The sequence below is a fragment of the Sphingobacterium sp. UBA865 genome, assembly GCF_002295765.1.
In the GTDB taxonomy this organism is placed as follows: domain Bacteria; phylum Bacteroidota; class Bacteroidia; order Sphingobacteriales; family Sphingobacteriaceae; genus Sphingobacterium; species Sphingobacterium multivorum.
Genome location: NZ_DBGB01000022.1, coordinates 1 through 20,688 on the forward strand (window position 1 = coordinate 1; position 20,688 = coordinate 20,688).

A 20,688-nucleotide genomic window follows, 5' to 3' on the forward strand; every position below is an offset into this window, starting at 1 on the left:
GTCAAGGGCTTCTTTCGTTTAGATACCTGCCTGTACTTCCCTGTACAAGCTATTGCATATCTGCCGTACCCCCCGACCGGCGCTGTTCCGCAGCAGTGTGACGCATCTGTAAATCAAATATTCGGCGGTCACTACACAAGCTACTTGTAATCACTAGGAGCATGTCTTGTCTCAGTTATTACCCCAATGGTTTACGGAGGTGAGAAAGTCTCGGTTTTTGGATATATCATTCGTATTTCTATTAGATAGGATTGAAAACTTTTTAACACCATAATTTTCGCTGTTGCCGATTTTATGTTGTAAGATTGCTACACCTTTGCCTGTAAAGGATGAATATATCGGCAGGAGCTTTGAGTTTGGTGTTTGAAACTATTGTGGGATATTTTATATGTATGAAGATTGGGATTAAAGGAGCATGTAGAAATTATAATCCGTTCTATTTGAGATATTGAAACGACTCACATGTTGTGTAATAGTGAAATATCAATTATTATATATTGGAAGGTGGAAAGTCGGGCACAGTAAAGGAGGTATCTGTATTGCCAACGGTCTATATGGAATACAAATACCTGATGTTCTTGGCTATTACACTATACCCTGGAAGAATAGCTGCATTGCTTTAATCTTCTTCTGTATAAAAGTCGATCAACGAGGAGATATAAGGGTCTTCCCATCCATCCGAGATATTTTCAAAGTCTTCATCCGGTATATTTGTCTGCCTAATTTCCAAGGATGTCCCTTTTTTATGTTCATGCAGCTTTAATGTAACAATCGAAGGGTTGTCTGTTTCACCGAAGTACCATTCTTGCACAATTTTTGTCGAAGGTTCCAGTTCCAAGAATCGGCCAGTTATAGCACCATCCCATAAGGAGAATTCTCCATTGATAGTAGCGTCTATGGACACTAGGTCTCCTGTCCAAAGACGAGCGGTAATTTCGGTCGTTAATGCAAGATACAGCTCCTCTGGAGTTGCAGGAATAATAGCATATTTCTTGAATTCTTTCATGGTGCAAAGTTACTCTTTCTTGTAATTTACCACTTATTTTGACTTCATTTTTATTTATCTTAATTTTATCGCAAACTATTAGGACAACATGAGTAATTTTCTGCCAAATTCTTTAGTGAAAAAGTTAGGGGTGAATCCATTATTTGATACTGATGCATTTATTAAGATACATGAAGAAGGTATTCGGGCGACAGCAATACGCCTAAACCCTAATAAATTAGAAGATTGTCCGATTCCTAATGCAAAACAAGTTCCTTGGTGTCATGTGGCTTATTATCTTCAGGATCGTCCAGTGTTTACGTTAGATCCTTTATTTCATGCTGGAACATACTATCCACAAGATGCTTCTTCCATGTTCATAGATCATATTATTCGAAGTTTGAAGTTAAATGAAAGGAGTGTTCGGGCGTTGGACTTATGCGCCGCTCCAGGAGGAAAGTCTACTTTATTAAACAGTAGTTTGCATCCGGAATCGCTCTTGGTTGCAAATGAAATTATTAAAACTAGGGTTACCGTCCTGCAAGATAACTTAATAAAATGGGGAAATGCTAACACAGTAACGACAAATAATGATCCTGCAGCGTTTAATCGCCTTCCAGGATACTTCGATTTGATGGTTGTTGATGCCCCATGTTCTGGATCTGGAATGTTTAGAAAAGATACCGATGCCATCGATGAATGGTCCGAAGCTAATGTTAAGCTTTGTAGCGAAAGACAACAGCGAATTTTGGCTGAAAGCTTGGCGACTTTAAATAAGGGCGGATATTTGTTCTATTCAACATGTTCTTATTCTCCGGAAGAAAATGAAGATATTGTCGATTGGTTACTGGATAGCGGTGATTTCGAATCTATTGAAATAGCTATTGAAGAGCATTGGGGAATTGATCATACAAGTTCTAATAAGCATCGTGCACACGGTTATCGATTTTACCCGCATAAATTAGGTGGAGAGGGCTTTTTTATTGCTGTCCTTAAGAAGATTGGCGAACAGGAAACGTTCAATAGAAAGCGAATTAAACCCGAAAAATCAGAGGTACCTAGAGGAATTCTAGATAATTGGATTTCGGATAGTGCCAGTTTTCATACTTTTCTTCATCATGAGGATGTATATGTTTTTCCAAAAATGTATGAACATGATCTAAAGTATCTCCAAAATGTACTTTATCTTAAGAATGCGGGAACTAATGTTGGGAAACTTAACAGAAAGGAGCTAATACCAAGCCATGCGCTGGCTTTGAGCATTCATTTGACCAAAGACTTCCAATTGGTGGAATTGTCGCTTGAGGATGCCCGCAATTATCTTAGAAAGGAAAATATAGCTGTGGATACGATTGGCGAAAATATTCAAGGATGGGCCATAGCAAGTTTTCAAGGTAAACCTTTGGGCTGGATGAAGGTATTGACCAACCGAATAAACAACTATTATCCAAAGGAATTGAGGATTGCAAATTTATAAGAGCTGGAGACATTATACTCCAAGGGGAGTATATATAAAATTTGCTTAGGATAGGCTCACGATAATTGAGCAGATATCTTTAGCAACTTCTTCTTTCGATTTTAGGCTAAACTCACGGGTATTTCCAGACCGATCGATTATAGTGACTTTATTGGTATCCGTGGCAAAGCCGGCACCTTTATCTTGCATGGAATTGAGCACAATAAAATCCAGGTTTTTTCGAACCAATTTGTCTTTTGCATTTTCGAGTTCATTATTGGTTTCCAATGCAAACCCAACGAGTAACTGGTTTTCTTTCTTTTTGGCACCTAAAGTAGCTAGAATATCGGCGGTTTTCGTCAGCTCGATAGCGAATTCGTTTTCTTTCTTTTTTATTTTTTGGGTAGCGACTTCAACTGGAGTGTAGTCTGCCACAGCAGCGCTCATCACAACAATATCTGCTGCTTCAAAATATTCTTCGCAGGCGCTCAGCATCTCAGCTGCCGAGGTAACTGAAATCGTATAGACGCGCTCGGGTAATTTCAGGGCAGTCGGTCCCGATACTAGAGTGACGTCTGCGCCAAGTTCTTCAAGTTCTTTGGCGATGGCATAGCCCATTTTTCCACTTGAATGATTGCCAATGAAGCGGACTGGGTCAATAGCTTCATAAGTAGGGCCAGCTGATACTAATGCTTTCTTTCCTGCTAAGGGCAGTCCTCGCTCCGAAAATTTAACTAAGAAATCCATTATTTCTTCCGGCTCCGCCAAACGCCCCTCACCCACTAGACCACTTGCCAGTTCCCCTTTTCCCGGAGGAATGAGGATATTGCCATAAGAACTAAGCTTATTAATATTGGACTGTGTTGAAGGGTGTTTCCACATATCTAAATCCATTGCTGGAGCGAATAGTACTGGACATTTTGCTGATAGATACACGGCTGTTAAGAGGTTATCGCAAAACCCATTGGCCATTTTGGCCAAGGTATTTGCCGTTGCTGGTGCGACTAAAATATAATCTGCATTTAAAGCAATTTCGACATGATTGTTCCATTCCCCGGTATTCGGCTGATAATAATCTATTAAAACGGGGGTTTTGGAGAGTGTGGAAAGCGTAAGCGGGGTAATAAAGGCTGTCGCTTCTTTTGACATGACTACGTTAACTTTGGCTTCCGCTTTTACCAAAAGGCGGATAAGGGATGCAATCTTGTATGCGGCAATACTGCCGCATACAGCAATTACAATATTTTTCCCAGCTAAAGCCATTGTTTAAGGATTAGTCCTGCTCTTTTGAAGGATTTCTGTAGTACACTTTATCGTGTAAAAATTCATCAATAGCAACCAAAGTAGGCTTTGGCATACGCTCGTAATGTTTTGAAATCTCTATTTGTTCACGGTTTTCGAATACCTCTTCCAAGTTATCGTTGTTGCTCGCGAATTCAGCAAGTTTTCCATTCAATTCTTCTTTAATATCTACTGCAATTTGGTTCGCGCGTTTAGAAATAACTACAATAGATTCATAGAGATTGTCAGTGCCTTTGTCCAATTGTCTCAAGTCACGTGTGACTGTAGAGTTTGGAACTGAATTGTTATTTTTTTGACTCATCTTTTTGGGTATTTTCTTTTTCTTTTTTCGCCTTTTGTTCTTTAATATACACTTCCTGCTCCGCAACGGCCTTATTATAATCCTTCACTTGAGAGAGGGCGGTTTTAATCCCTTTTTCAGAATTCTCACGAAGAGATTCTGCCTCTTTCATATGTTTGCTATTCGGAAAATTACTTGCGAAGCTACGGTAATAATCCAAGGCATCATCAAATCTGCTTTCTTGTTTCAGGAAGAAACTTTTTGACGCATAGATGTATTGTGCTTTTAAGGTTAAAAACTCAATCTCTTCTGCGTATTTTGTATCAGGGTATTCTTTTAATACATTCTGTAATGCGATGACAGCTGCCCTATAATCATCCGTAAGACCCATATCATAATACAGTCTTGCATTAGCAAATGCTTTAAGCTCAAGTTTATCTCTTAATTTCTGAATAAGATCTGCGGCTTCTTTGGACCGTTCCGATTCGGGATAGAGATTGACGAAGAGCTGTAAAGCATCAATTGCCTTTCTTGTATTTGCTTGATCTAACGTCGATCTCGGAGAATCTAAATAATAACAATAGGCATGCATAAAACGACATTCCTCTGCTCTTGCACTATTTGGATAAACATCCGCAAAATCTTTAAAGTGAAATGCTGCAGATGTATAATCTTTCAGACGGTAGTTGGCAAATGCCAAATAATAGTAAATATTTTCTGCTTCAGCTTGTCCACGGAATTTGGTCCGCAAGTCATCAAACAAAACTAACGCCTTTGTATATTTCTTTTTCTCATAAAGTTTTACGGCCTCTTCGTACTTTTGAGCGATGTTATTGCTTGCGCGCAATTTCTCAAATTTACTTTTACAGCCAGTAAATACCAATAGAAACATCATGCCGGCACAGATAGCCGCTATACGCCTATTTAAAAACATTTTACAAATATAAGTGAATTTGTTATACTAATCAATTAAATTTTACTGCGCAATATAGTTTAATAATTATTTGATCGCAAAAACAACATTTCTTATTAACATTCTTTAACTCGATTGTAGCTCGGAAGAGGGTATATTGTCATATACTTGTTGTTTTTCCAATGGTAGCGAAGCCTAAAAATACACATTTTAAAATATTTGATTATCTTTACATATTACAATCATTGAATAGCATTAAGAGTATGACTTTAAAAGAAAAAGTTGAGCAAGCATTAGATACCTTGAGACCATATTTGGAGACTGATGGCGGAAATGTGAGTGTTGAAGAGATTACAGCGGATAATGTCGTGCGTTTAAAATTATTGGGAGCATGTGCTTCATGTTCAATGAGCATTATGACCTTTAAAGCTGGTTTAGAGCAGGCAATTAAGAAAGCTGTTCCTGAAATTACAGCAGTAGAGGCTATTAATTTAACAGATCCAGATTCCCCAGAAGCAACTTTACCCTCTGTTAATTAGTTTTTCTATTAACACAATTTAACGGCTAGTTCGGCTACTTTTGTTTAAATTTGTTCTATGAAGTTGCTGGTTTCTATATTATTTGCTGTATTTATACTTTTTTGCTCCGCCGCATTACAAGCGCAGGAAAGGAAAATTATTCAATACTCCGGTATCGTAACAACGGTTGGGTCTGGACTTCCTGTAGGTTATGCGACTGTCACTAATTTATCTTTCCGAAATGAAGCATTTGCTGCAAATAACGAGGGCTATTTCTCTTTTGTGGCACATGTAGGCGATACAATTCGTTTTACATCTGTCGGTTTTGATCCTTTAGTTGTCACTATTCCTGAGGTTTCTGGAGATAAATATACCGCAAATATCATTATGCAAAATCTAGTGACGGAACTTCCGATGGTAACGCCCTATCCTTGGGCAAGTATAGAAGAGTTTAACATTGCATTTATGAATCTAGACGTTTCCGAAGATAACATCGTTAGAGTAAGAAGATCCTTGTCGTATGAGTCCTTGTCTGCAATGGCAGCTGTAATACCACGTGACGGAAATGAAATGCGTTCAATTAATAATGCGCAGAGCTTTAATACCATGAATAATAAAGTCATCAACCAACGTTATGCTAATCCATTGTTAAATCCTTTTGCATGGGGCAGTTTAATCCAACAGATTACAAAAGGAAGTCAAAGCCGAAAAAGTTCAAGTTATTAATCAGTCGATTTCAGTTTATTGAGTTCTCTCACACTTAATTTAGCGGAGAAATAGGAAACTAGACCAGAGATGCCAATGACTGTTATGAATACTAAAATGTAATCACTCCACTTACTTACCATAGGGTAGCTGTCAATAATGGTATTCGCTCCATCTTCTACACGAATGATTCCATAGACTGACTGAATATAGTTGAATATGCCGCCTATCAATAGACCTAATACACAACCGATAATAGCGATCATAAGACCTTCATAAAAGAAGATACGTTGAATTAGATTATCAGCCCCACCCAAACCTTTCAGGATCGTCATATCCTTTTGTTTGTCCAGTACAAGCATGGTTAAGGAACCTACAATATTAAAGATTGCAATCACACTGATTAAGGTCAGGATAAAGAAGACGACCCAGCGTTCAACACGTACATTTTTATATAAGGTGGGGTTTTGTTTTTCCCTATTCTTTACAATATAATCTGGTCCTATTTTCTTTTGTAATGTCTGCCCAAATAAGTTGACATCTATACCATCTTTTAGGTAAAATTCGATCGATGAAACGCGGTCATATTCTCCGAGAACCTCTTTAGCAAATGAAATCGGTGTAATTATCAAATTGTCAAAATCTTGTTGATAGCGCATTACCCCTACAGGAGTTATGGATCGGATGTTGAACTCTTCAGCAGGATTGGAGGAATTTTTTACCCCTTTTCTCGGTGAATACACTTGAATTTGTCCCGAAGAGTTCTGCATAGGAATCGCCAGATTTGCCTGTACGCTAGCCCCTAGAATTGCGAGGTTAGTCGAGTCATGAGTAAGTTTGTATTGGCCATCTACGAGGATACTGTCTCCGGTCTTCTTACTTAGCGATTGAGGTTCGACAGCTTTTATATTTGCAATAAATTGTCTATTTGAATATTGTAACAATACCTTCTCTTGTAGAACCTCCGTATAATGAACCACATTAGAATCTTTTCGTAATTCGCTGAAGATAGCCTGTTTGCTATCAAAAAGTTTGCCTTTCTTGGGTTCAATCTTCAGCTCAGGAGCAAACTTACTGTACATGGATAGTATCAGCTGTTCCATTCCATTGAATGATGATAACAAAATGATTAATGCGGCACTACTTACCATTACGCCAATCACACTAATTGAAGAGATGATATTAATGGCATTAACTGATTTCTTAGAAAACAGATATCTTTTTGCAAATAGAAATGGCAGGTTCATGACTTTTATCCTTGGATAAATGGATTAGAATTTTTTTCGAAGCCAATCGTAGTCGATGGGCCATGCCCCGGATAGACGATCGTGTCGTCGGGCAAGGTATAAAGTTTTGTTTTTATGCTATCCAAAAGCTGCTGGTGATTTCCCCCAGGAAGATCAGTACGGCCAATGCTATTGCGAAATAGAACATCTCCTCCGATCAAGAATTTTTGATCAGCTGAATATAAGCAAATATGTGCAGGGGAATGTCCAGGCGCAAGAATGACCGTTAGCTCATCATCATCTAAATGAATGGTATCATCCTCATTTAGAAATGTTTCCCCAATTGGGGAAATGTCATATCGGATGCCCATTTGAGGAGCATAATTCTGAACCGCTACTAAAATTGGTACCTCACCTTCGTGAAACTGCGGAAGCAAGCCAAATTTTTCATGGACAAAACTATTCCCCAATACATGGTCAATATGACAGTGTGTATTTAATAGGAGTGTCGGCTTGAGTTTATTGTTTGCGATGAAAGCTAGGAGTTCTTGCTGATCTTGCTCGCCGTACATCCCAGGATCAATGATAATGGCATTTCCTGACTCGTTATAAAGTAGATAAGTATTCTCCTGATAGGGATTGAAAGTGAATGTTTTGATCGTAAGCATAGTGGTAAAATTACAGTTTTTATTGATTTCTTACTATTGAAAGGTCAACTATTCCAGATTTCCCAGTTTTTTTCTGCTTGTAGAACCAACATTTCATACCCGTTTTTGATTCTGGCACCTTTTTCTTTGCTTTTTCGAAGAAACGTTGTTTCCTCTGGGTTGTATATGAGATCATAACAGAGGTGATTCTCAGTTAAGAATTCGTAAGGAATTTTCGGATATTCTGCTGTATTGGGAAATGTACCAACCGGTGAACAGTTGATAATCAAAGTATGGTCAGCTAGGATAGCACGATCAATTTCATCATAAGTGAGCTGGCCTGCCTGTTTGGTTCTGCTTACTAAAGTATGTGTTATTCCAAGTTGATTCAGGGCATAAATGACAGCTTTTGCAGCGCCCCCATTACCTAAAATCAAAGCCTTCTTATCCGCTTGGGGATTTAATAGCGGCTTTAGCGATGCCTCAAAACCATAGGCATCTGTATTGTAGCCTTTAAGATGTGTTATGCCATCTGATGTATGGCTGATTCGAATACAGTTTACAGCTTGTATTGCATGAGCTTCTTCCGAGAGCTCATCCAAATAATCCATAACCTCTATCTTATAGGGAATGGTCACATTGACACCGTAAAAGTCTTTATTGGAAGCAATTATTGTAAAATCGGCTATTTGAGCAAGTGGATATAAATCATAATCCACATCGGTAATACCCTCTTGATGAAATTTTTCTAGATAATATTTTTTTGAAAAAGAATGCCCTAACGGGTATCCTATTAAGCCTAATTTTTTCATTTGAATTGCGAAAAGTACGTTGTGGGAACAGGAATATATTTTCAATTTTAATATCCGGTCATTGCATAGCAATGACCGGATATGAGCCTCTTACATGTTAATCTTTCGGCTTTGTATATTTTTTTACAATTTCAGTAATAATCTGATTCCCTTGTAGCTGTGGAAGGTAATCAAAAAGAATATGATGCTTATCGGGATCCGTCGCCAGACCAAGCTCTAAAAAGTTCAGCGCTTCATTGTATTGTCCATTGGCAAATAGATAAGCAACCACACGATAGTACAGCTCTGCAGCATTTGGATTTTGTGTGATGGCATCGGATATTACATCAATGGCTTCTTCAATTTTACTTTGTTCAAATAGAATGGAGGAATAATCGAGCCACGCATCTATATCTGTTGGGTTCAAAGCGACTACCTTTTTATAGGCTTCTTCTGCAAGATCTATTTGTTGTAGTTTGTATCGGGCATCGGCAATCGCAAACCAGTAATCGGGGTTTGTATCTTCCAGCTCCAATGCTTTTTTATAGAAATGAAGAGATTCAAAATAACGCTCTTCGAAATCTAAGGTGACCCCAATACCGAACCAGGCATCAGCAAGCTCCGCATCTAATTTGACTGCCTTTTTATAATAATTGCGGGCTTCCTCCATCTGCTCAAGTTTCTCATAACATTCGCCAATCGCACAATAGGTATCAGCACTTGGTTGCTCATATTCAAATGTTTGTTTGTATACGTCCAATGCTTCCTGATAGCGATCTAGATTAACAAGAGCGTTCCCCTTATTGAAATAAGCTGAAGAAAAGTCTTCTTTAATTAATATAGCATAGTCATAAGCATCCAGAGCTTCCTCAAACCGGCTTATTTTATGGTAAGAATTTCCTAGATTATACCAAGCATAATAGGAGTATGGGTCTGAATCAATGTACTTCTTATAAAAGGAGATACTTTCTTCCTGTCTATCCAATATATCATAACAATAGGCCAATTCATAGAGTGCTTCTTGGTAATCCATATTGAGCTCAAGTGCTTTCTTTAGATAAATTATTGCTTTGTCATAATTCATTTGCGCTTGAAAGATCATCGCAATATGGAAGTAGACTTCATCTTTATTATCTAATAGTGGAAGTGCCTTGAAGAGTTGTCCCAAAGCATTATCAAACTGGCCGATACTGCCTAATATGCCACCGCGGATCAAGAAGATGTCTCCTTCTGAAGCTTCCAATAATTCCGCTTTATCAAGCGCTGCAAGTGCATTCTGATATTGTTGAATCGTTGAAAACAGTTGTGCCTGTTTCAATAGGAAGGTAATATCAAAAGGGTGTTGGCTGATCGCATATTCGGTAACCTGTAGGGCCTTAACAGGGTCATTTTTTTCAGCGTAGTAATCAATAATTCCTTCAAAAGCCTTGGAGTCAAAAAAATACTGATCCTCGTTTCGAAGCATTTCCTCATATCTGTCCACCGAGATTTTTCTTTCTTCGGGGTTTTCAAATTCAAAATCCTCTTCCATTCTCAAAAGTTTAAAACCAGTATTCTGTTCTTTAATTCAAAATACTAATTTCTTATCTAATTTGTTCGAACTAATTTTCCACAAATCGGATATCCTCCACAAAGTTAAGGATAAATACGGGTAAAATAAAAAAGCCGGCTTTAAAGCCGGCTTCTAATATAATGGTATAAGTTATATACGATTATTTTTTGATCTCAACACGACGGTTTTGAACACGACCTTCTTCAGTAGCATTAGATGCAACTGGGTTTTTCTCTCCGTAACCGTTAGCAGTGATGCTTGATGAAGAAACACCAGCGTTTACTAAATATTGTTTTACAGAGTTCGCACGGTCTTTAGATAAAGTCACGTTATAAGCTTCAGAACCTTCAGCAGAAGCATAACCATCTAATTGTACAGATGAATTGTTATCACGTAACTCTTTAGCCAATTTGTCTAATGTAGAGTAAGATGAAGTTTTCAATACTGAGCTATCAAATTCGAATTGAATTGGAGCGTAGTAACCGTTAGAAGTAACGTTGTTAGCAACTGGCTCTGGGAATTTGATTGGACATCCTGAACCATCTACTGGAGTACCAGCTGGAGTACCAGGACATTTGTCAAATTTATCAGATACACCGTCACCATCAGCGTCAGCGCTTAATGTGTTAACAGTACCTTCTAAAGTGCTTACACGTTGTTTCAACGCTTCAACTTCGTTTCTCAATGAAGGATCTTTCAACTCATCATACAATGTAGCAACTGGGTTAGCAAAAGTCAAGTTTTGTTTGTCTTTCGAACCTAAAGTGAATTCTAAACCAGCCATCACTGTAGAGAATTTACCTTTGTAATCAGTACGAGCTGGACCATACAATAAGTTATCATCAGTGAAGTTCATCGTGTAACCCAAGTTCAACGCAACTACTTCAGATAATTTGAATTTAGCACCAACACCTACAGGCACGAAAGCAGTTAATTTGTTATCACGATCTCCGGTTTTTTCACGATCGCCAAAAATTTCTTCACCCCATTTTCCTTTATTATTATAAACTTCGGAACCAGTAAAATCATTATTTGCATACTGAATAGGATTATTAGCTAAAACACCCAAACCAACTTTGGCGTAGAAGTTAACTGCATTTTCTCTTCTCAAGAAATCGATTGTACCCAATTGGAATACACCGTTTAAACTAGCAGCCCAATTTACATCAGTCTTAGCAGAAGTAGCTCCCAAAGAGTTTTCTGCTTTAGGTCCAGATAAATCATGATTGTAAGTTTTGATCTTACCACGGTTTGCTTCTAATTCTAAACCAAATAAGTGTGAGAATTGTTTACGAACTGTCAAGCCATAGTACTCGCCTACTTTATTTTGAAAGTAACCAACTTTTTGACCGAAAGCGTTAGATCCACCGATAATTGTGTTCGGTGTAGTTATACCACCTTGAACTCCGATAGACCAAGTTCTGTATTGTGATCTACCACCGAATACTTGTTGAGCTTGTGCTGTACCAGCGAAACCTAAAGCGGCAACTAATGTAGCAGCAACTGCTGTTTTTTTAATTGTAGAATAGTTCATACTCTTGTTTTTAAGGTTATTATTAATTTTAATCGTTTTCAAATTTAATTATCGTATTAACACATGGAATAGTACAATTGCCGTGCCAAAGTCTTAAAGTTATGTTAAAATTTTGTTTTTGCTATATTTTGTACTAAATTAAGTATTTAATGTGAAACAACAAAACAAAAATCCGGTACGAAAGTACCAAATTTTTGTTTTGTTTCAATAGGTTTAAGAAAAAAATTAAGTATTTTTTTCTAAAGCAAATAATGTACGACCAATAACGACAACGCGCCCAACAAAGCTGAAACCGGAATGGTTAATATCCAAGCCCATAACAAGCTAATTGTTACCCCCCAACGTACTGCTGATACACGTTTGACAACACCAACACCGATGATTGCACCTGTAATGGTATGCGTAGTTGAGGCTGGTATCCCAAAATGTTCTGTGATACCCAAGGTGACAGCTCCTGCAGATTCAGCACAAACACCTTCCAAGGGTGTTACTTTTGTAATCTTGGTTCCCATCGTTTTAACAATTTTCCACCCACCGCTCATTGTTCCGGCAGCGATTGCTGCGTAACAAGTTAATGGAATCCATTCAGGCATGTGTTCAGTCGTTGGGACATAGCCACCAGCAACCATCGCTACAAGGATAATTCCCATGACTTTCTGCGCATCATTACCTCCATGTGCAAAGCTCAATGCGGCAGAAGAAACAAGTTGCAATATCTTGAACCATTTTTCGGCAACACTTGGACGGGAGTTTTTTGCCAGGTTGATTACAATCAATGTGATGATAACCGATATCGTCATACCTATAATAGGGGCCAGTACGATAAATGCAATAATCTTTAAGGTTGCATCAATATTGATGGCGTGGATAGGATCTGCGCCAAGGATGAACGCGTAAGCCATTCCCGATCCTGCAAAACCTCCAATAAGCGTATGGGATGAACTGGATGGCACACCATAGTACCATGTAAATAAGTTCCAACCGATTGCTGCAAGTAACCCCGCAAAAATAACTTCTAAGGTAATGTATTCTTCCAATACTGTTTTTGCAATGGTATTGGCTACTTTATGATCTGTAAAGTAGAAGTAAGCTGCAAAGTTGAATATCGCAGCCCATAAAACGGCCATTGCTGGCGTTAAAACTTTTGTTGATACAACTGTCGCAATAGAATTGGCGGCATCATGGAATCCATTGATGTAGTCAAAAGCAATCGCAAGGACAATTACAACAACGAGTAATGTTGACATCATAATCTCGTAGAATTTTTGTGCACTTAAATCGAATGATTATGCGTTTTTAACCAGAATGCTTTCTAATACGTTAGCAACATCCTCACATTTATCGGTTGCATCTTCCATTGCAGATAACACTTCCTTGTGTTTAATTAATGAAATTGCATCTTTTTCAAATTCAAAAAGGTCAGCTACAGCTTTATCGAAAATATAATCCGCTTTGTTTTCTACGCTATTGATGCGAACACATGAATCCGTAATATTGCGGATATTTTTCAAATCTCTAAGCTCATGAATAGCTTTTGATACATGTTCTGTAGCTTCGACTAGTAAGTCAGCAATTTCAATCATTGGCTCGGTGGCCTTTTCAACCTTGTAAAGGTCCATTCTATTGGCGGCACCATGGATAAAATCTGCGACATCGTCCAATGAGCTTGCCAAAGAGTGTATATCTTCGCGGTCAAAAGGAGTGATAAAGTTCTTTCCCAGCTCCAAATGAATTTGATGCGTGATGTTGTCGCCTCTATGTTCCAAATCTTCCACTTTGCGTGTTAATTCCTTTTTCTTTTCAGGATTGCTTGAGTTAACAATATCTTTTAACAACTTTGACATCTCGATCAAGTTGTTGCCGGCTTGTTCAAACAAAGGGAAGAACTTTTTATCCTTTGGAACGAAGTATTGAAAAATGCTATTTAAAGACATATCTTAAATTTATTTTTGCAAAAATAATACCTTAATGTTAAGTTAATGTTAACATTGATTTTGTTTAAACACAAAAGTGTCATCAATTGTTTAATTACCGGACTGAACTTTTTGTAAAGTAAAGCCGAATGTTGTTCCAATGCCCTCTGTACTACGCACATTTACGTTTTGCTGATGTGCTTCGACAATGTGCTTTACGATAGCCAATCCTAATCCTGATCCTCCAATATCGCGTGATCGGCTCTTATCAGTTCGAAAAAAGCGCTCGAATACACGGCTCAGATTTTTTTCTTCGATGCCATAACCGTCGTCTGTAATTTCGATAAGAACCTGTTCAAACAGTGGGAAAATCTTAATTTTCGTTGTCCCGCCCTCTTTTCCATACTTTAGGGAATTATCTATCAGGTTGTATAATACCTGATGAATTTTATTTCGGTCAGCTTTAACCCAATGGGGTGTACCCACTTTGGGTTTGAATTCTATTTTGATATTGTGTTGTTTAGCTTTGTCTTCAAGAGAGTAGGTGGTGTCTTTAATGAGGTCGACGATATCGAATTTTTCTATATTCAGGACCATTTTTCCGGATTCCAGTTTGGATATTTCATCAAGATCCTGAATCAGGTAATTTAGCCGGTCTAGATTCCGGGCAGCCTTATCTAAGAAATTCTTGGCCATTTCCATGTCTTCTTCCATCAGGCCATCTTGCAGGGTCTCAATGTAACCTTGGGTGGCAAATAAAGGCGTCTTGAATTCATGAGAAATGTTGGATAAAAACTCTCTTCGGAATTTCTCCTGTGATTTTAACTGCTCTATCTCATTTTTTTTATCTTTTGCCCATGCTTTGACTTCGTTCTCAGCATCTGTGATAGGATCCTCACTGACATGTTCTCCGATAGCATCTTTAAGATCCTTACCGAGTTTAAGGTTATGAATTAATTTATACATCGTATTGAGTCTACGATATATATATTTTTCAAATAGATAGTTAAATAGAAGGAAACTCGTTACCACAGCAACAAAGAAAATGATCAGCGCTGTCTGTAGGTCATGTTTATAATAAAAGCTGATCGTAGATATTGCAATGCCGACAGCTGCGGAGTTTGCCAGTAATAATTGTTTAAAGTTCATTTGCAGAATAAAAAAGGCCCCTGATTTGGAGCCTAAGTTACTTATAATGATATTAATAAATTGTTAAAATTTTCCGATAATCGTTTTTGCTCCAGTAACCTTGTCACCAATGTTAACATTGATTTCTGTGCCTAAAGGAAGAAATAGATCTACGCGGGAACCGAATTTGATAAAACCAAACTCATTGCCTTGCACGACTTCGTCTTTTTCTTTTACATACCATACAATGCGACGCGCTAAGGCTCCTGCAATCTGGCGGAAAAGAACCTCCCGACCAACCTTATCTTTGACAACGACTGTTGTTCTTTCGTTATCTGTAGATGATTTGGGGTGCCAAGCCACCAGAAACTTACCGGGATGGTATTTAAAGAACGTGACTAAACCACTGATTGGGTTTCTGTTGACATGCACATTGACAGGAGACATAAATATAGATACCTGTATACGCTTATCATGGAAATACTCATTTTCCTCAGTTTCTTCGATAACAACAACTTTTCCATCCGCTGGACAAAGAATCACGTCATCCTGCGGGTTGACCACTTTTTTGGGACTTCTGAAAAACTGGACAACTGTAATGAATAGGAATGCTGATAGCGCATAAATAAACCATTTGGCATATTGCGGAGCGTCATAATAATCCGCAACGGCATTGATAATGAAGATAAAAAGTACAGCGATCGCTAATGTGGTGTATCCTTCTTTATGAAATTTCATATCTATTTATTTCTGCAAAGATAATTATTTACTCGAATTGTCTATTTGTCTTTCGATTTTAATTGAATGGGTATAGATTTTTCCATCGTTACCCTGTGTGATCCCACCAGACACTCTGATGAGGTCGTCTTGAGGCTGGTTGTCTTTATACGTAGGGAAATAGAAGTCAATACTTCTCGCAATACGGCTCAAAATGCCATCGAAAGATTCGTTTCCGGAATCTGATGTTAACTTGAGACTTTTTAGATTAGCCATTCCGGTTTTCTTTACTTCCACGAGGTAAGAAAAATTAACCTGCTTGGTGATATCTAGTCCGGTTTTATTGAGATTGTCATTAAAACGTTTAGTTAAGAAAGCATAAAAATTGGAATAATCATCAAAGCTGCAAGACTTACCGTTAAATAGTTCCGCTCGTATAAAATAGTCATAAGGGAGGATGCTTAGCGACATGAAATCCTCATTATTTAGGTCGCCATTGTCGTCATATGTCATTGTGAGTACACCATTTGCAAAGCGTTGTGTCATAGCATAAACGGGTTGCTGACCCACATTGTAGAAATATGTATTCCAGTTTCCCTGTGGCCTGCCGCTTTTTACCTTTCCTTTGCGTAGATAGAAATCAAACCCAAATTCAGTAAATCCTTCAAACGGAATAGAAAATTCATAATTGCCTTCGCCATTTATTACTTCCTGTTTGCCCCTGTTGTCCCAGTAATCTTTTATAAAGTAGCCTTGTTCACTATAAGTTATGGTCAATAGTGGTTTTCCGTCCGGATAGTAATATTTCCAATCACCGATCGGATGGTTATTCTGGAAATTTACTTCCCATTTCAGCACTCCATTTGGATGGAAGGCTTGAAATACGCCTTCTTTTTTGCCATCTTTATAGGAGCCAATGAGTATTCTCGCTCCATTTGGCGCAAAATCGCGAAACTCTCCGTCAAAGACTTGCTTTGCAAAATCAAATTTGCTCACACGTTCAATCGTTTTAAACTCGCACTCTTTTGAAACCAAATAATAATATTTGTCAAAATAAAAACGAATCAATCCCTGGTCTAATTTTTCATAGAATACAGGTTTTTCATCCTGTGCATACAGGTTTGTAAAGCTGCACACAGACAATAATAATAAGATATGGATGAATTTTTTTATCATAACTTTAGTGTGCTTCTAGCCAATTTTTGCCTTCTCCAATTTCTACGATCAAAGGAACACTTGTTTTTATAGCATTGGACATCTTGTCCAAAATAATTTTTTTGAATACCTCGATCTCGTCTTTAGGTACGTCAAAAACCAATTCATCGTGCACCTGCATGATCATTTTGCCTGTTAAACCTCGCTGCTCAATTTCCTTCTGAATGGCGATCATGGCAAGTTTGATCAAATCTGCCGCCGATCCTTGGATCGGAGCATTAATTGCGTTTCTTTCAGCGAATCCGCGAACGGTGATGTTTGCAGAATTGATATCTCTCAAATAACGTCTTCGTTTTAAAATTGTTTCAACGTAACCCTTCTCTTTTGCAGACTCGACGGCATCACTCATGTATTTTTTTATACCTGTATATTGGTTAAAATATTCATTGATGATATCGGATGCTTCTTTACGAGATATGCCAAGGTTTTGGGAAAGGCCAAACGCCGACTGGCCATAGATAATGCCGAAGTTAACTGCTTTCGCATTGCGACGTTGTTCAGAAGTAACGGCATCAAAATCCACATTATAGACTTTCGCGGCTGTTGCCCGGTGGATATCGTGACCTTGACTAAATGCTTCCATCATATTCTGATCTTTACTGAGTTCGGCAATCAGGCGGAGTTCAATCTGTGAATAATCGGCTGAGAGGATCACGTTGTTTTCAGATCTTGGGATAAAGGCTTTTCTGACTTCTCTCCCCCGTTCGGTACGGATCGGGATATTTTGCAAGTTCGGATTAGTTGAGCTCAGACGGCCTGTTGCGGCAACCGCTTGATTGTATGACGTATGAATGAGCCCTGTTTCTGGGTTTATCAATTCAGGTAGCGCATCAACATAGGTAGATTTGAGTTTTTGCATCTGCCTAAAGTTCAAGATATCTTGGACGATATCTGATTTATGGGCCAATGCCAATAACACATCTTCACCTGTTTTATATTGTCCCGTTTTTGTTTTTTTAGCTTTAGGATCCAGTTGCAGTTTATCGAATAAGACTTCTCCCAATTGCTTAGGGGAGGCGATATTGAAATTTACGCCCGCTTTCTCAAAGATGGATTCCTCGAGATTTTTAATGTCCTGCTCCAGTGTTTTTGAAAACTCTTCAAGTGCCGGAACATCTATTTTTACACCGTTTCGTTCAATTTCAGCGAGTATATAGACTAATGGGAATTCGACATCCTGAGCGAGCTGCATGGTGTTGGTCTCGACAAGAAGCGGGTGAAACACATTTTTTAGCTGCAGGGTAATGTCTGCATCTTCAGCAGCATATTCTTTTATTTTTTCGACTTCAACGTCGCGCATATTCCCTTGCTTCTTTCCCTTTTCACCGATAAGTTCGGTGATTGATACCGGGCTGTAATTCAGGTAATTTTCTGCAAGTACATCCATCCCGTGGCGGGTATCTGGATCAATTAGATAATGTGCAAGCATGGTGTCAAAAAGGGAACCTTGTACCTTTACACCATAGCGTGCTAATAACAAAATATCGTATTTGATGTTTTGTCCTATTTTCTCGATGTTTGGGTTTTCTAGAACTGGCTTGAAAATATCGACTATAGCTTGAGCACCCTCACGATCGGCAGGTGTTGGGACATAATACGCTTTAGCGTTTTCAAAAGAAAATGATAAGCCCACAATATCGGCAAGGTTTGCATCCAATCCTGTTGTTTCTGTGTCGAAACAAAAACTATCTAAAGACGCAAGCTGTTCGGCTAGCGCTACTTGTTTTTCCGCTGTGTCGGCCAAAACATACTCATGTGCTGTATTATGTATATTATTTATTGCGACATTTTCGACACTGATTTCAGTGACAATTTCGGTCGTGGTAATTGTCGTCGTTGTTGTCGAAAATAAATCCATTTGCCCATTTGTAGGAATGCTCTTGTCAAGTACGGAGAATTCATCGCCGAAAACTCGTTTTCCAAGTGTTCGGAATTCCAATTCTGCAAATAGTGGTTCAAGGATTTCTTTGTTTGGATCTTCCAGTTCTAGGGATTTTTCATCAAGTTCAATGGGTACATCCAATAAAATAGTGGCTAATTTTTTGGAGATAAGCCCTTGTTCTGCAAAATTCTCCACATTCTCGCGCATTTTTCCTTTAAGCTGATCCGCGTTAGCGATAATGCCTTCGACAGATCCGTATTCCTGAACAAGTTTTTTCGCTGTTTTTTCTCCAATTCCAGGTATACCAGGGATATTGTCCACGGCATCGCCCCAAAGACCAAGGATATCGATGACCTGGCAAACGTCAGAAATTTCCCATTTTTCAAGAATCTCTTTGACACCTTGTACTTCTGCTCCATTACCCATGCGTGCAGGTTTATAGATAAAGATATTTTCAGACACGAGTTGCCCGAAATCTTTATCCGGTGTCATGCAATAGACCTGAAAATCTTGCTTTTCAGCCTTTTTTGCCAGCGTACCGATAATATCGTCGGCCTCGTATCCATCCATGGTGATGATCGGAATATTGAAGCCCTCAATTAAGCGATTGATATAGGGGATAGAGGCCGCAAGGTCTTCTGGCATAGATTCGCGATGTGCTTTATAAGCTTCAAATTCAATATGTCGTGCGGTAGGTGCCGCCGTGTCGAACACTACTGCTATGTGGGAAGGTTGCTGATTTTTCAATACATCCAATAGGGTATTGGTAAATCCCATGATTGCTCCCGTATTTAACCCTGTTGAGGTAATTCGGGGAGTTTTGCTCAATGCAAAATAAGCTCTATATATAAGAGCCATTCCATCTAGAAGAAATAGTTTTTTCACAAAATTGAATTTTAGTCTCCTTACAAAGGTAAGAAATTCATCAAAGGGTAAGTTTAATAAATTTTTCCGATTTTTGTACTATGACACATTTAATGCAACAGGATTTATGAGAGGACTGGTAACTAAATCGACAGGGAGTTGGTATCAAGTTTTGGGCGAAGATGATAAAAGATACGATTGTCGTATTAAAGGAAAGTTTCGTACTAAAGGAATAAAAACGACTAATCCTGTTGCTGTGGGTGATTGGGTACATTTTGATGTGGAACCTGATCAGGAAAGTGCGGTCATTCACGAACTGGAACCTCGTCGAAATTATATCATTCGAAAATCCGTCAATCTGTCTAAGCAAACTCAAATTATCGGAGCAAACCTGGATCAAGCTTTTTTAGTGGTGACACTTGCCTCGCCGCCAACATCTTTAGGTTTTATCGATCGCTTTCTAGTAACAACGGAGGCTTACGGAATTCCTGCCGTAATTATTTTCAATAAATTGGATCTTTTTAGTGATGAGGGGTTGGAGATATTGGCAGACTATAAAGCTATTTATGAACATATTGGCTACCCCTGTTTCGAGGTTTCTGCGTTAACCGGTACCAATATCGACGTTGTCAAGCAACTGCTTAAAGATAAAATAACCTTGGTATCAGGTCATTCTGGGGTTGGCAAATCAACGTTGATCAATGCAATCGTTCCTGAATACGGGTTGAAAACTGGTGAAATCTCCGATTGGTCTGACAAAGGAAAGCATACAACTACTTTTGCTGAAATGTTTGATCTTCCTTTTGGAGGGAAGTTAATTGATACGCCTGGTATTCGTGAGTTGGGAATTGTCGATATAGAAAAACAGGAGCTATCCCATTTTTTTCCAGAGATGCGCGCGTTGATGAATCAATGTCGATTTCATAATTGCAGGCATATCAATGAACCCGGTTGTGTCATTATGGAAGCTGTGGAAGAAGGCGATATTGAGAGTTCCCGCTATGATAGCTACCTCAGTATATATCATAATGAAGATAGTAGATCTTAATCTTTATAAAAA

Annotated in this window: 19 protein-coding genes; 4 read left to right on the plus strand and 15 right to left on the minus strand. The window is 38.5% G+C overall.

Going from position 1 to position 20,688, the window contains the following annotated elements; genetic code table 11:
- Window positions 1-619: 619 nt before the first annotated feature.
- Window positions 620-1,006, minus strand: coding sequence for an SRPBCC domain-containing protein (locus B2O97_RS11900; protein ID WP_070560908.1), 387 nt, complete (start codon window positions 1,004-1,006; stop codon window positions 620-622).
- Between the two features lie 88 nt (window positions 1,007-1,094).
- Between B2O97_RS11900 and B2O97_RS11905 the strand changes: the two genes are divergently transcribed.
- Entirely contained in the window at window positions 1,095-2,462 is a 1,368-nt protein-coding gene (locus B2O97_RS11905) for a methyltransferase RsmF C-terminal domain-like protein (RefSeq protein ID WP_286767445.1), read from the plus strand.
- Window positions 2,463-2,507: 45 nt separating this feature from the next.
- Here B2O97_RS11905 and coaBC read toward each other — a convergent pair whose 3' ends face one another.
- The 3 genes from coaBC to B2O97_RS11920 are packed head-to-tail and all read right to left on the minus strand — an operon-like array spanning window position 2,508 to window position 4,957.
- Window positions 2,508-3,704, minus strand: a complete 1,197-nt coding sequence (gene coaBC / locus B2O97_RS11910) for a bifunctional phosphopantothenoylcysteine decarboxylase/phosphopantothenate--cysteine ligase CoaBC (protein ID WP_286752844.1) — start codon at window positions 3,702-3,704, stop codon at window positions 2,508-2,510.
- A 10-nt stretch (window positions 3,705-3,714) separates the two neighbouring features.
- Window positions 3,715-4,044 (minus strand): DNA-directed RNA polymerase subunit omega, encoded by a 330-nt coding sequence (locus tag B2O97_RS11915; RefSeq protein WP_046671627.1) that lies wholly within the window; start codon window positions 4,042-4,044, stop codon window positions 3,715-3,717.
- Entirely contained in the window at window positions 4,028-4,957 is a 930-nt protein-coding gene (locus B2O97_RS11920) for an outer membrane protein assembly factor BamD (protein ID WP_112375121.1), read from the minus strand. Before B2O97_RS11920 ends, B2O97_RS11915 begins: the two co-directional genes overlap by 17 nt.
- A gap of 242 nt (window positions 4,958-5,199) precedes the next feature.
- Between B2O97_RS11920 and B2O97_RS11925 the strand changes: the two genes are divergently transcribed.
- A complete protein-coding gene (locus tag B2O97_RS11925) occupies window positions 5,200-5,475 on the plus strand; it encodes a NifU family protein (RefSeq protein ID WP_046671629.1) in 276 nt (91 codons plus the stop codon).
- 57 nt (window positions 5,476-5,532) lie between these two features.
- Complete coding sequence (locus tag B2O97_RS11930) at window positions 5,533-6,180, plus strand: carboxypeptidase regulatory-like domain-containing protein (RefSeq protein WP_070560915.1); 648 nt, start codon at window positions 5,533-5,535, stop codon at window positions 6,178-6,180.
- On the opposite strand, the gene B2O97_RS11935 is transcribed toward B2O97_RS11930, so the two are convergent.
- The 11 genes from B2O97_RS11935 to polA form a co-directional block, all read right to left on the minus strand.
- Window positions 6,177-7,406, minus strand: coding sequence for an FtsX-like permease family protein (locus tag B2O97_RS11935; RefSeq protein WP_286767446.1), 1,230 nt, complete (start codon window positions 7,404-7,406; stop codon window positions 6,177-6,179). The two genes, B2O97_RS11930 and B2O97_RS11935, sit on opposite strands and share 4 nt — an antisense overlap.
- Before the next feature lie 5 nt (window positions 7,407-7,411).
- Window positions 7,412-8,053, minus strand: coding sequence for an MBL fold metallo-hydrolase (locus B2O97_RS11940; RefSeq protein WP_070560919.1), 642 nt, complete (start codon window positions 8,051-8,053; stop codon window positions 7,412-7,414).
- A gap of 44 nt (window positions 8,054-8,097) precedes the next feature.
- The gene (locus B2O97_RS11945) at window positions 8,098-8,844 is read right to left on the minus strand and encodes a shikimate dehydrogenase family protein (RefSeq protein ID WP_070561041.1); all 747 of its coding nucleotides are present in this window, start codon (window positions 8,842-8,844) and stop codon (window positions 8,098-8,100) included.
- Between the two features lie 97 nt (window positions 8,845-8,941).
- The gene (locus B2O97_RS11950) at window positions 8,942-10,354 is read right to left on the minus strand and encodes a tetratricopeptide repeat protein (protein WP_070560920.1); all 1,413 of its coding nucleotides are present in this window, start codon (window positions 10,352-10,354) and stop codon (window positions 8,942-8,944) included.
- Between the two features lie 181 nt (window positions 10,355-10,535).
- Window positions 10,536-11,909, minus strand: a complete 1,374-nt coding sequence (locus tag B2O97_RS11955; protein WP_159333548.1) for an OmpA family protein — start codon at window positions 11,907-11,909, stop codon at window positions 10,536-10,538.
- A 239-nt stretch (window positions 11,910-12,148) separates the two neighbouring features.
- Window positions 12,149-13,159 (minus strand): inorganic phosphate transporter, encoded by a 1,011-nt coding sequence (locus tag B2O97_RS11960; protein WP_046671636.1) that lies wholly within the window; start codon window positions 13,157-13,159, stop codon window positions 12,149-12,151.
- A 36-nt stretch (window positions 13,160-13,195) separates the two neighbouring features.
- A complete protein-coding gene (locus tag B2O97_RS11965; protein ID WP_046671637.1) occupies window positions 13,196-13,843 on the minus strand; it encodes a DUF47 domain-containing protein in 648 nt (215 codons plus the stop codon).
- A gap of 90 nt (window positions 13,844-13,933) precedes the next feature.
- A complete protein-coding gene (locus B2O97_RS11970; protein ID WP_070560922.1) occupies window positions 13,934-14,971 on the minus strand; it encodes a sensor histidine kinase in 1,038 nt (345 codons plus the stop codon).
- 63 nt (window positions 14,972-15,034) lie between these two features.
- Entirely contained in the window at window positions 15,035-15,688 is a 654-nt protein-coding gene (locus tag B2O97_RS11975) for a phosphatidylserine decarboxylase family protein (protein WP_286767447.1), read from the minus strand.
- Window positions 15,689-15,712: 24 nt separating this feature from the next.
- Complete coding sequence (locus B2O97_RS11980) at window positions 15,713-16,843, minus strand: toxin-antitoxin system YwqK family antitoxin (RefSeq protein ID WP_070560926.1); 1,131 nt, start codon at window positions 16,841-16,843, stop codon at window positions 15,713-15,715.
- 4 nt (window positions 16,844-16,847) lie between these two features.
- On the minus strand, window positions 16,848-19,649 hold the full coding sequence (polA, locus tag B2O97_RS11985; protein ID WP_070560928.1) for a DNA polymerase I: 2,802 nt from the start codon (window positions 19,647-19,649) through the stop codon (window positions 16,848-16,850).
- A gap of 106 nt (window positions 19,650-19,755) precedes the next feature.
- Between polA and rsgA the strand changes: the two genes are divergently transcribed.
- Window positions 19,756-20,676, plus strand: coding sequence for a ribosome small subunit-dependent GTPase A (gene rsgA / locus B2O97_RS11990; protein WP_070560929.1), 921 nt, complete (start codon window positions 19,756-19,758; stop codon window positions 20,674-20,676).
- Window positions 20,677-20,688: the final 12 nt, after the last annotated feature.

Coding starts and splice junctions, on each gene's coding strand:
- B2O97_RS11900 (WP_070560908.1), bottom strand. CDS start 1,006: ATGAAAGAATTCAAGAAATATGCTATTATTCCTGCAACTCCAGAGGAG.
- B2O97_RS11905 (WP_286767445.1), top strand. CDS start 1,095: ATGAGTAATTTTCTGCCAAATTCTTTAGTGAAAAAGTTAGGGGTGAAT.
- coaBC (WP_286752844.1), bottom strand. CDS start 3,704: ATGGCTTTAGCTGGGAAAAATATTGTAATTGCTGTATGCGGCAGTATT.
- B2O97_RS11915 (WP_046671627.1), bottom strand. CDS start 4,044: ATGAGTCAAAAAAATAACAATTCAGTTCCAAACTCTACAGTCACACGT.
- B2O97_RS11920 (WP_112375121.1), bottom strand. CDS start 4,957: ATGTTTTTAAATAGGCGTATAGCGGCTATCTGTGCCGGCATGATGTTT.
- B2O97_RS11925 (WP_046671629.1), top strand. CDS start 5,200: ATGACTTTAAAAGAAAAAGTTGAGCAAGCATTAGATACCTTGAGACCA.
- B2O97_RS11930 (WP_070560915.1), top strand. CDS start 5,533: ATGAAGTTGCTGGTTTCTATATTATTTGCTGTATTTATACTTTTTTGC.
- B2O97_RS11935 (WP_286767446.1), bottom strand. CDS start 7,406: ATGAACCTGCCATTTCTATTTGCAAAAAGATATCTGTTTTCTAAGAAA.
- B2O97_RS11940 (WP_070560919.1), bottom strand. CDS start 8,053: ATGCTTACGATCAAAACATTCACTTTCAATCCCTATCAGGAGAATACT.
- B2O97_RS11945 (WP_070561041.1), bottom strand. CDS start 8,844: ATGAAAAAATTAGGCTTAATAGGATACCCGTTAGGGCATTCTTTTTCA.
- B2O97_RS11950 (WP_070560920.1), bottom strand. CDS start 10,354: ATGGAAGAGGATTTTGAATTTGAAAACCCCGAAGAAAGAAAAATCTCG.
- B2O97_RS11955 (WP_159333548.1), bottom strand. CDS start 11,909: ATGAACTATTCTACAATTAAAAAAACAGCAGTTGCTGCTACATTAGTT.
- B2O97_RS11960 (WP_046671636.1), bottom strand. CDS start 13,159: ATGATGTCAACATTACTCGTTGTTGTAATTGTCCTTGCGATTGCTTTT.
- B2O97_RS11965 (WP_046671637.1), bottom strand. CDS start 13,843: ATGTCTTTAAATAGCATTTTTCAATACTTCGTTCCAAAGGATAAAAAG.
- B2O97_RS11970 (WP_070560922.1), bottom strand. CDS start 14,971: ATGAACTTTAAACAATTATTACTGGCAAACTCCGCAGCTGTCGGCATT.
- B2O97_RS11975 (WP_286767447.1), bottom strand. CDS start 15,688: ATGAAATTTCATAAAGAAGGATACACCACATTAGCGATCGCTGTACTT.
- B2O97_RS11980 (WP_070560926.1), bottom strand. CDS start 16,843: ATGATAAAAAAATTCATCCATATCTTATTATTATTGTCTGTGTGCAGC.
- rsgA (WP_070560929.1), top strand. CDS start 19,756: ATGAGAGGACTGGTAACTAAATCGACAGGGAGTTGGTATCAAGTTTTG.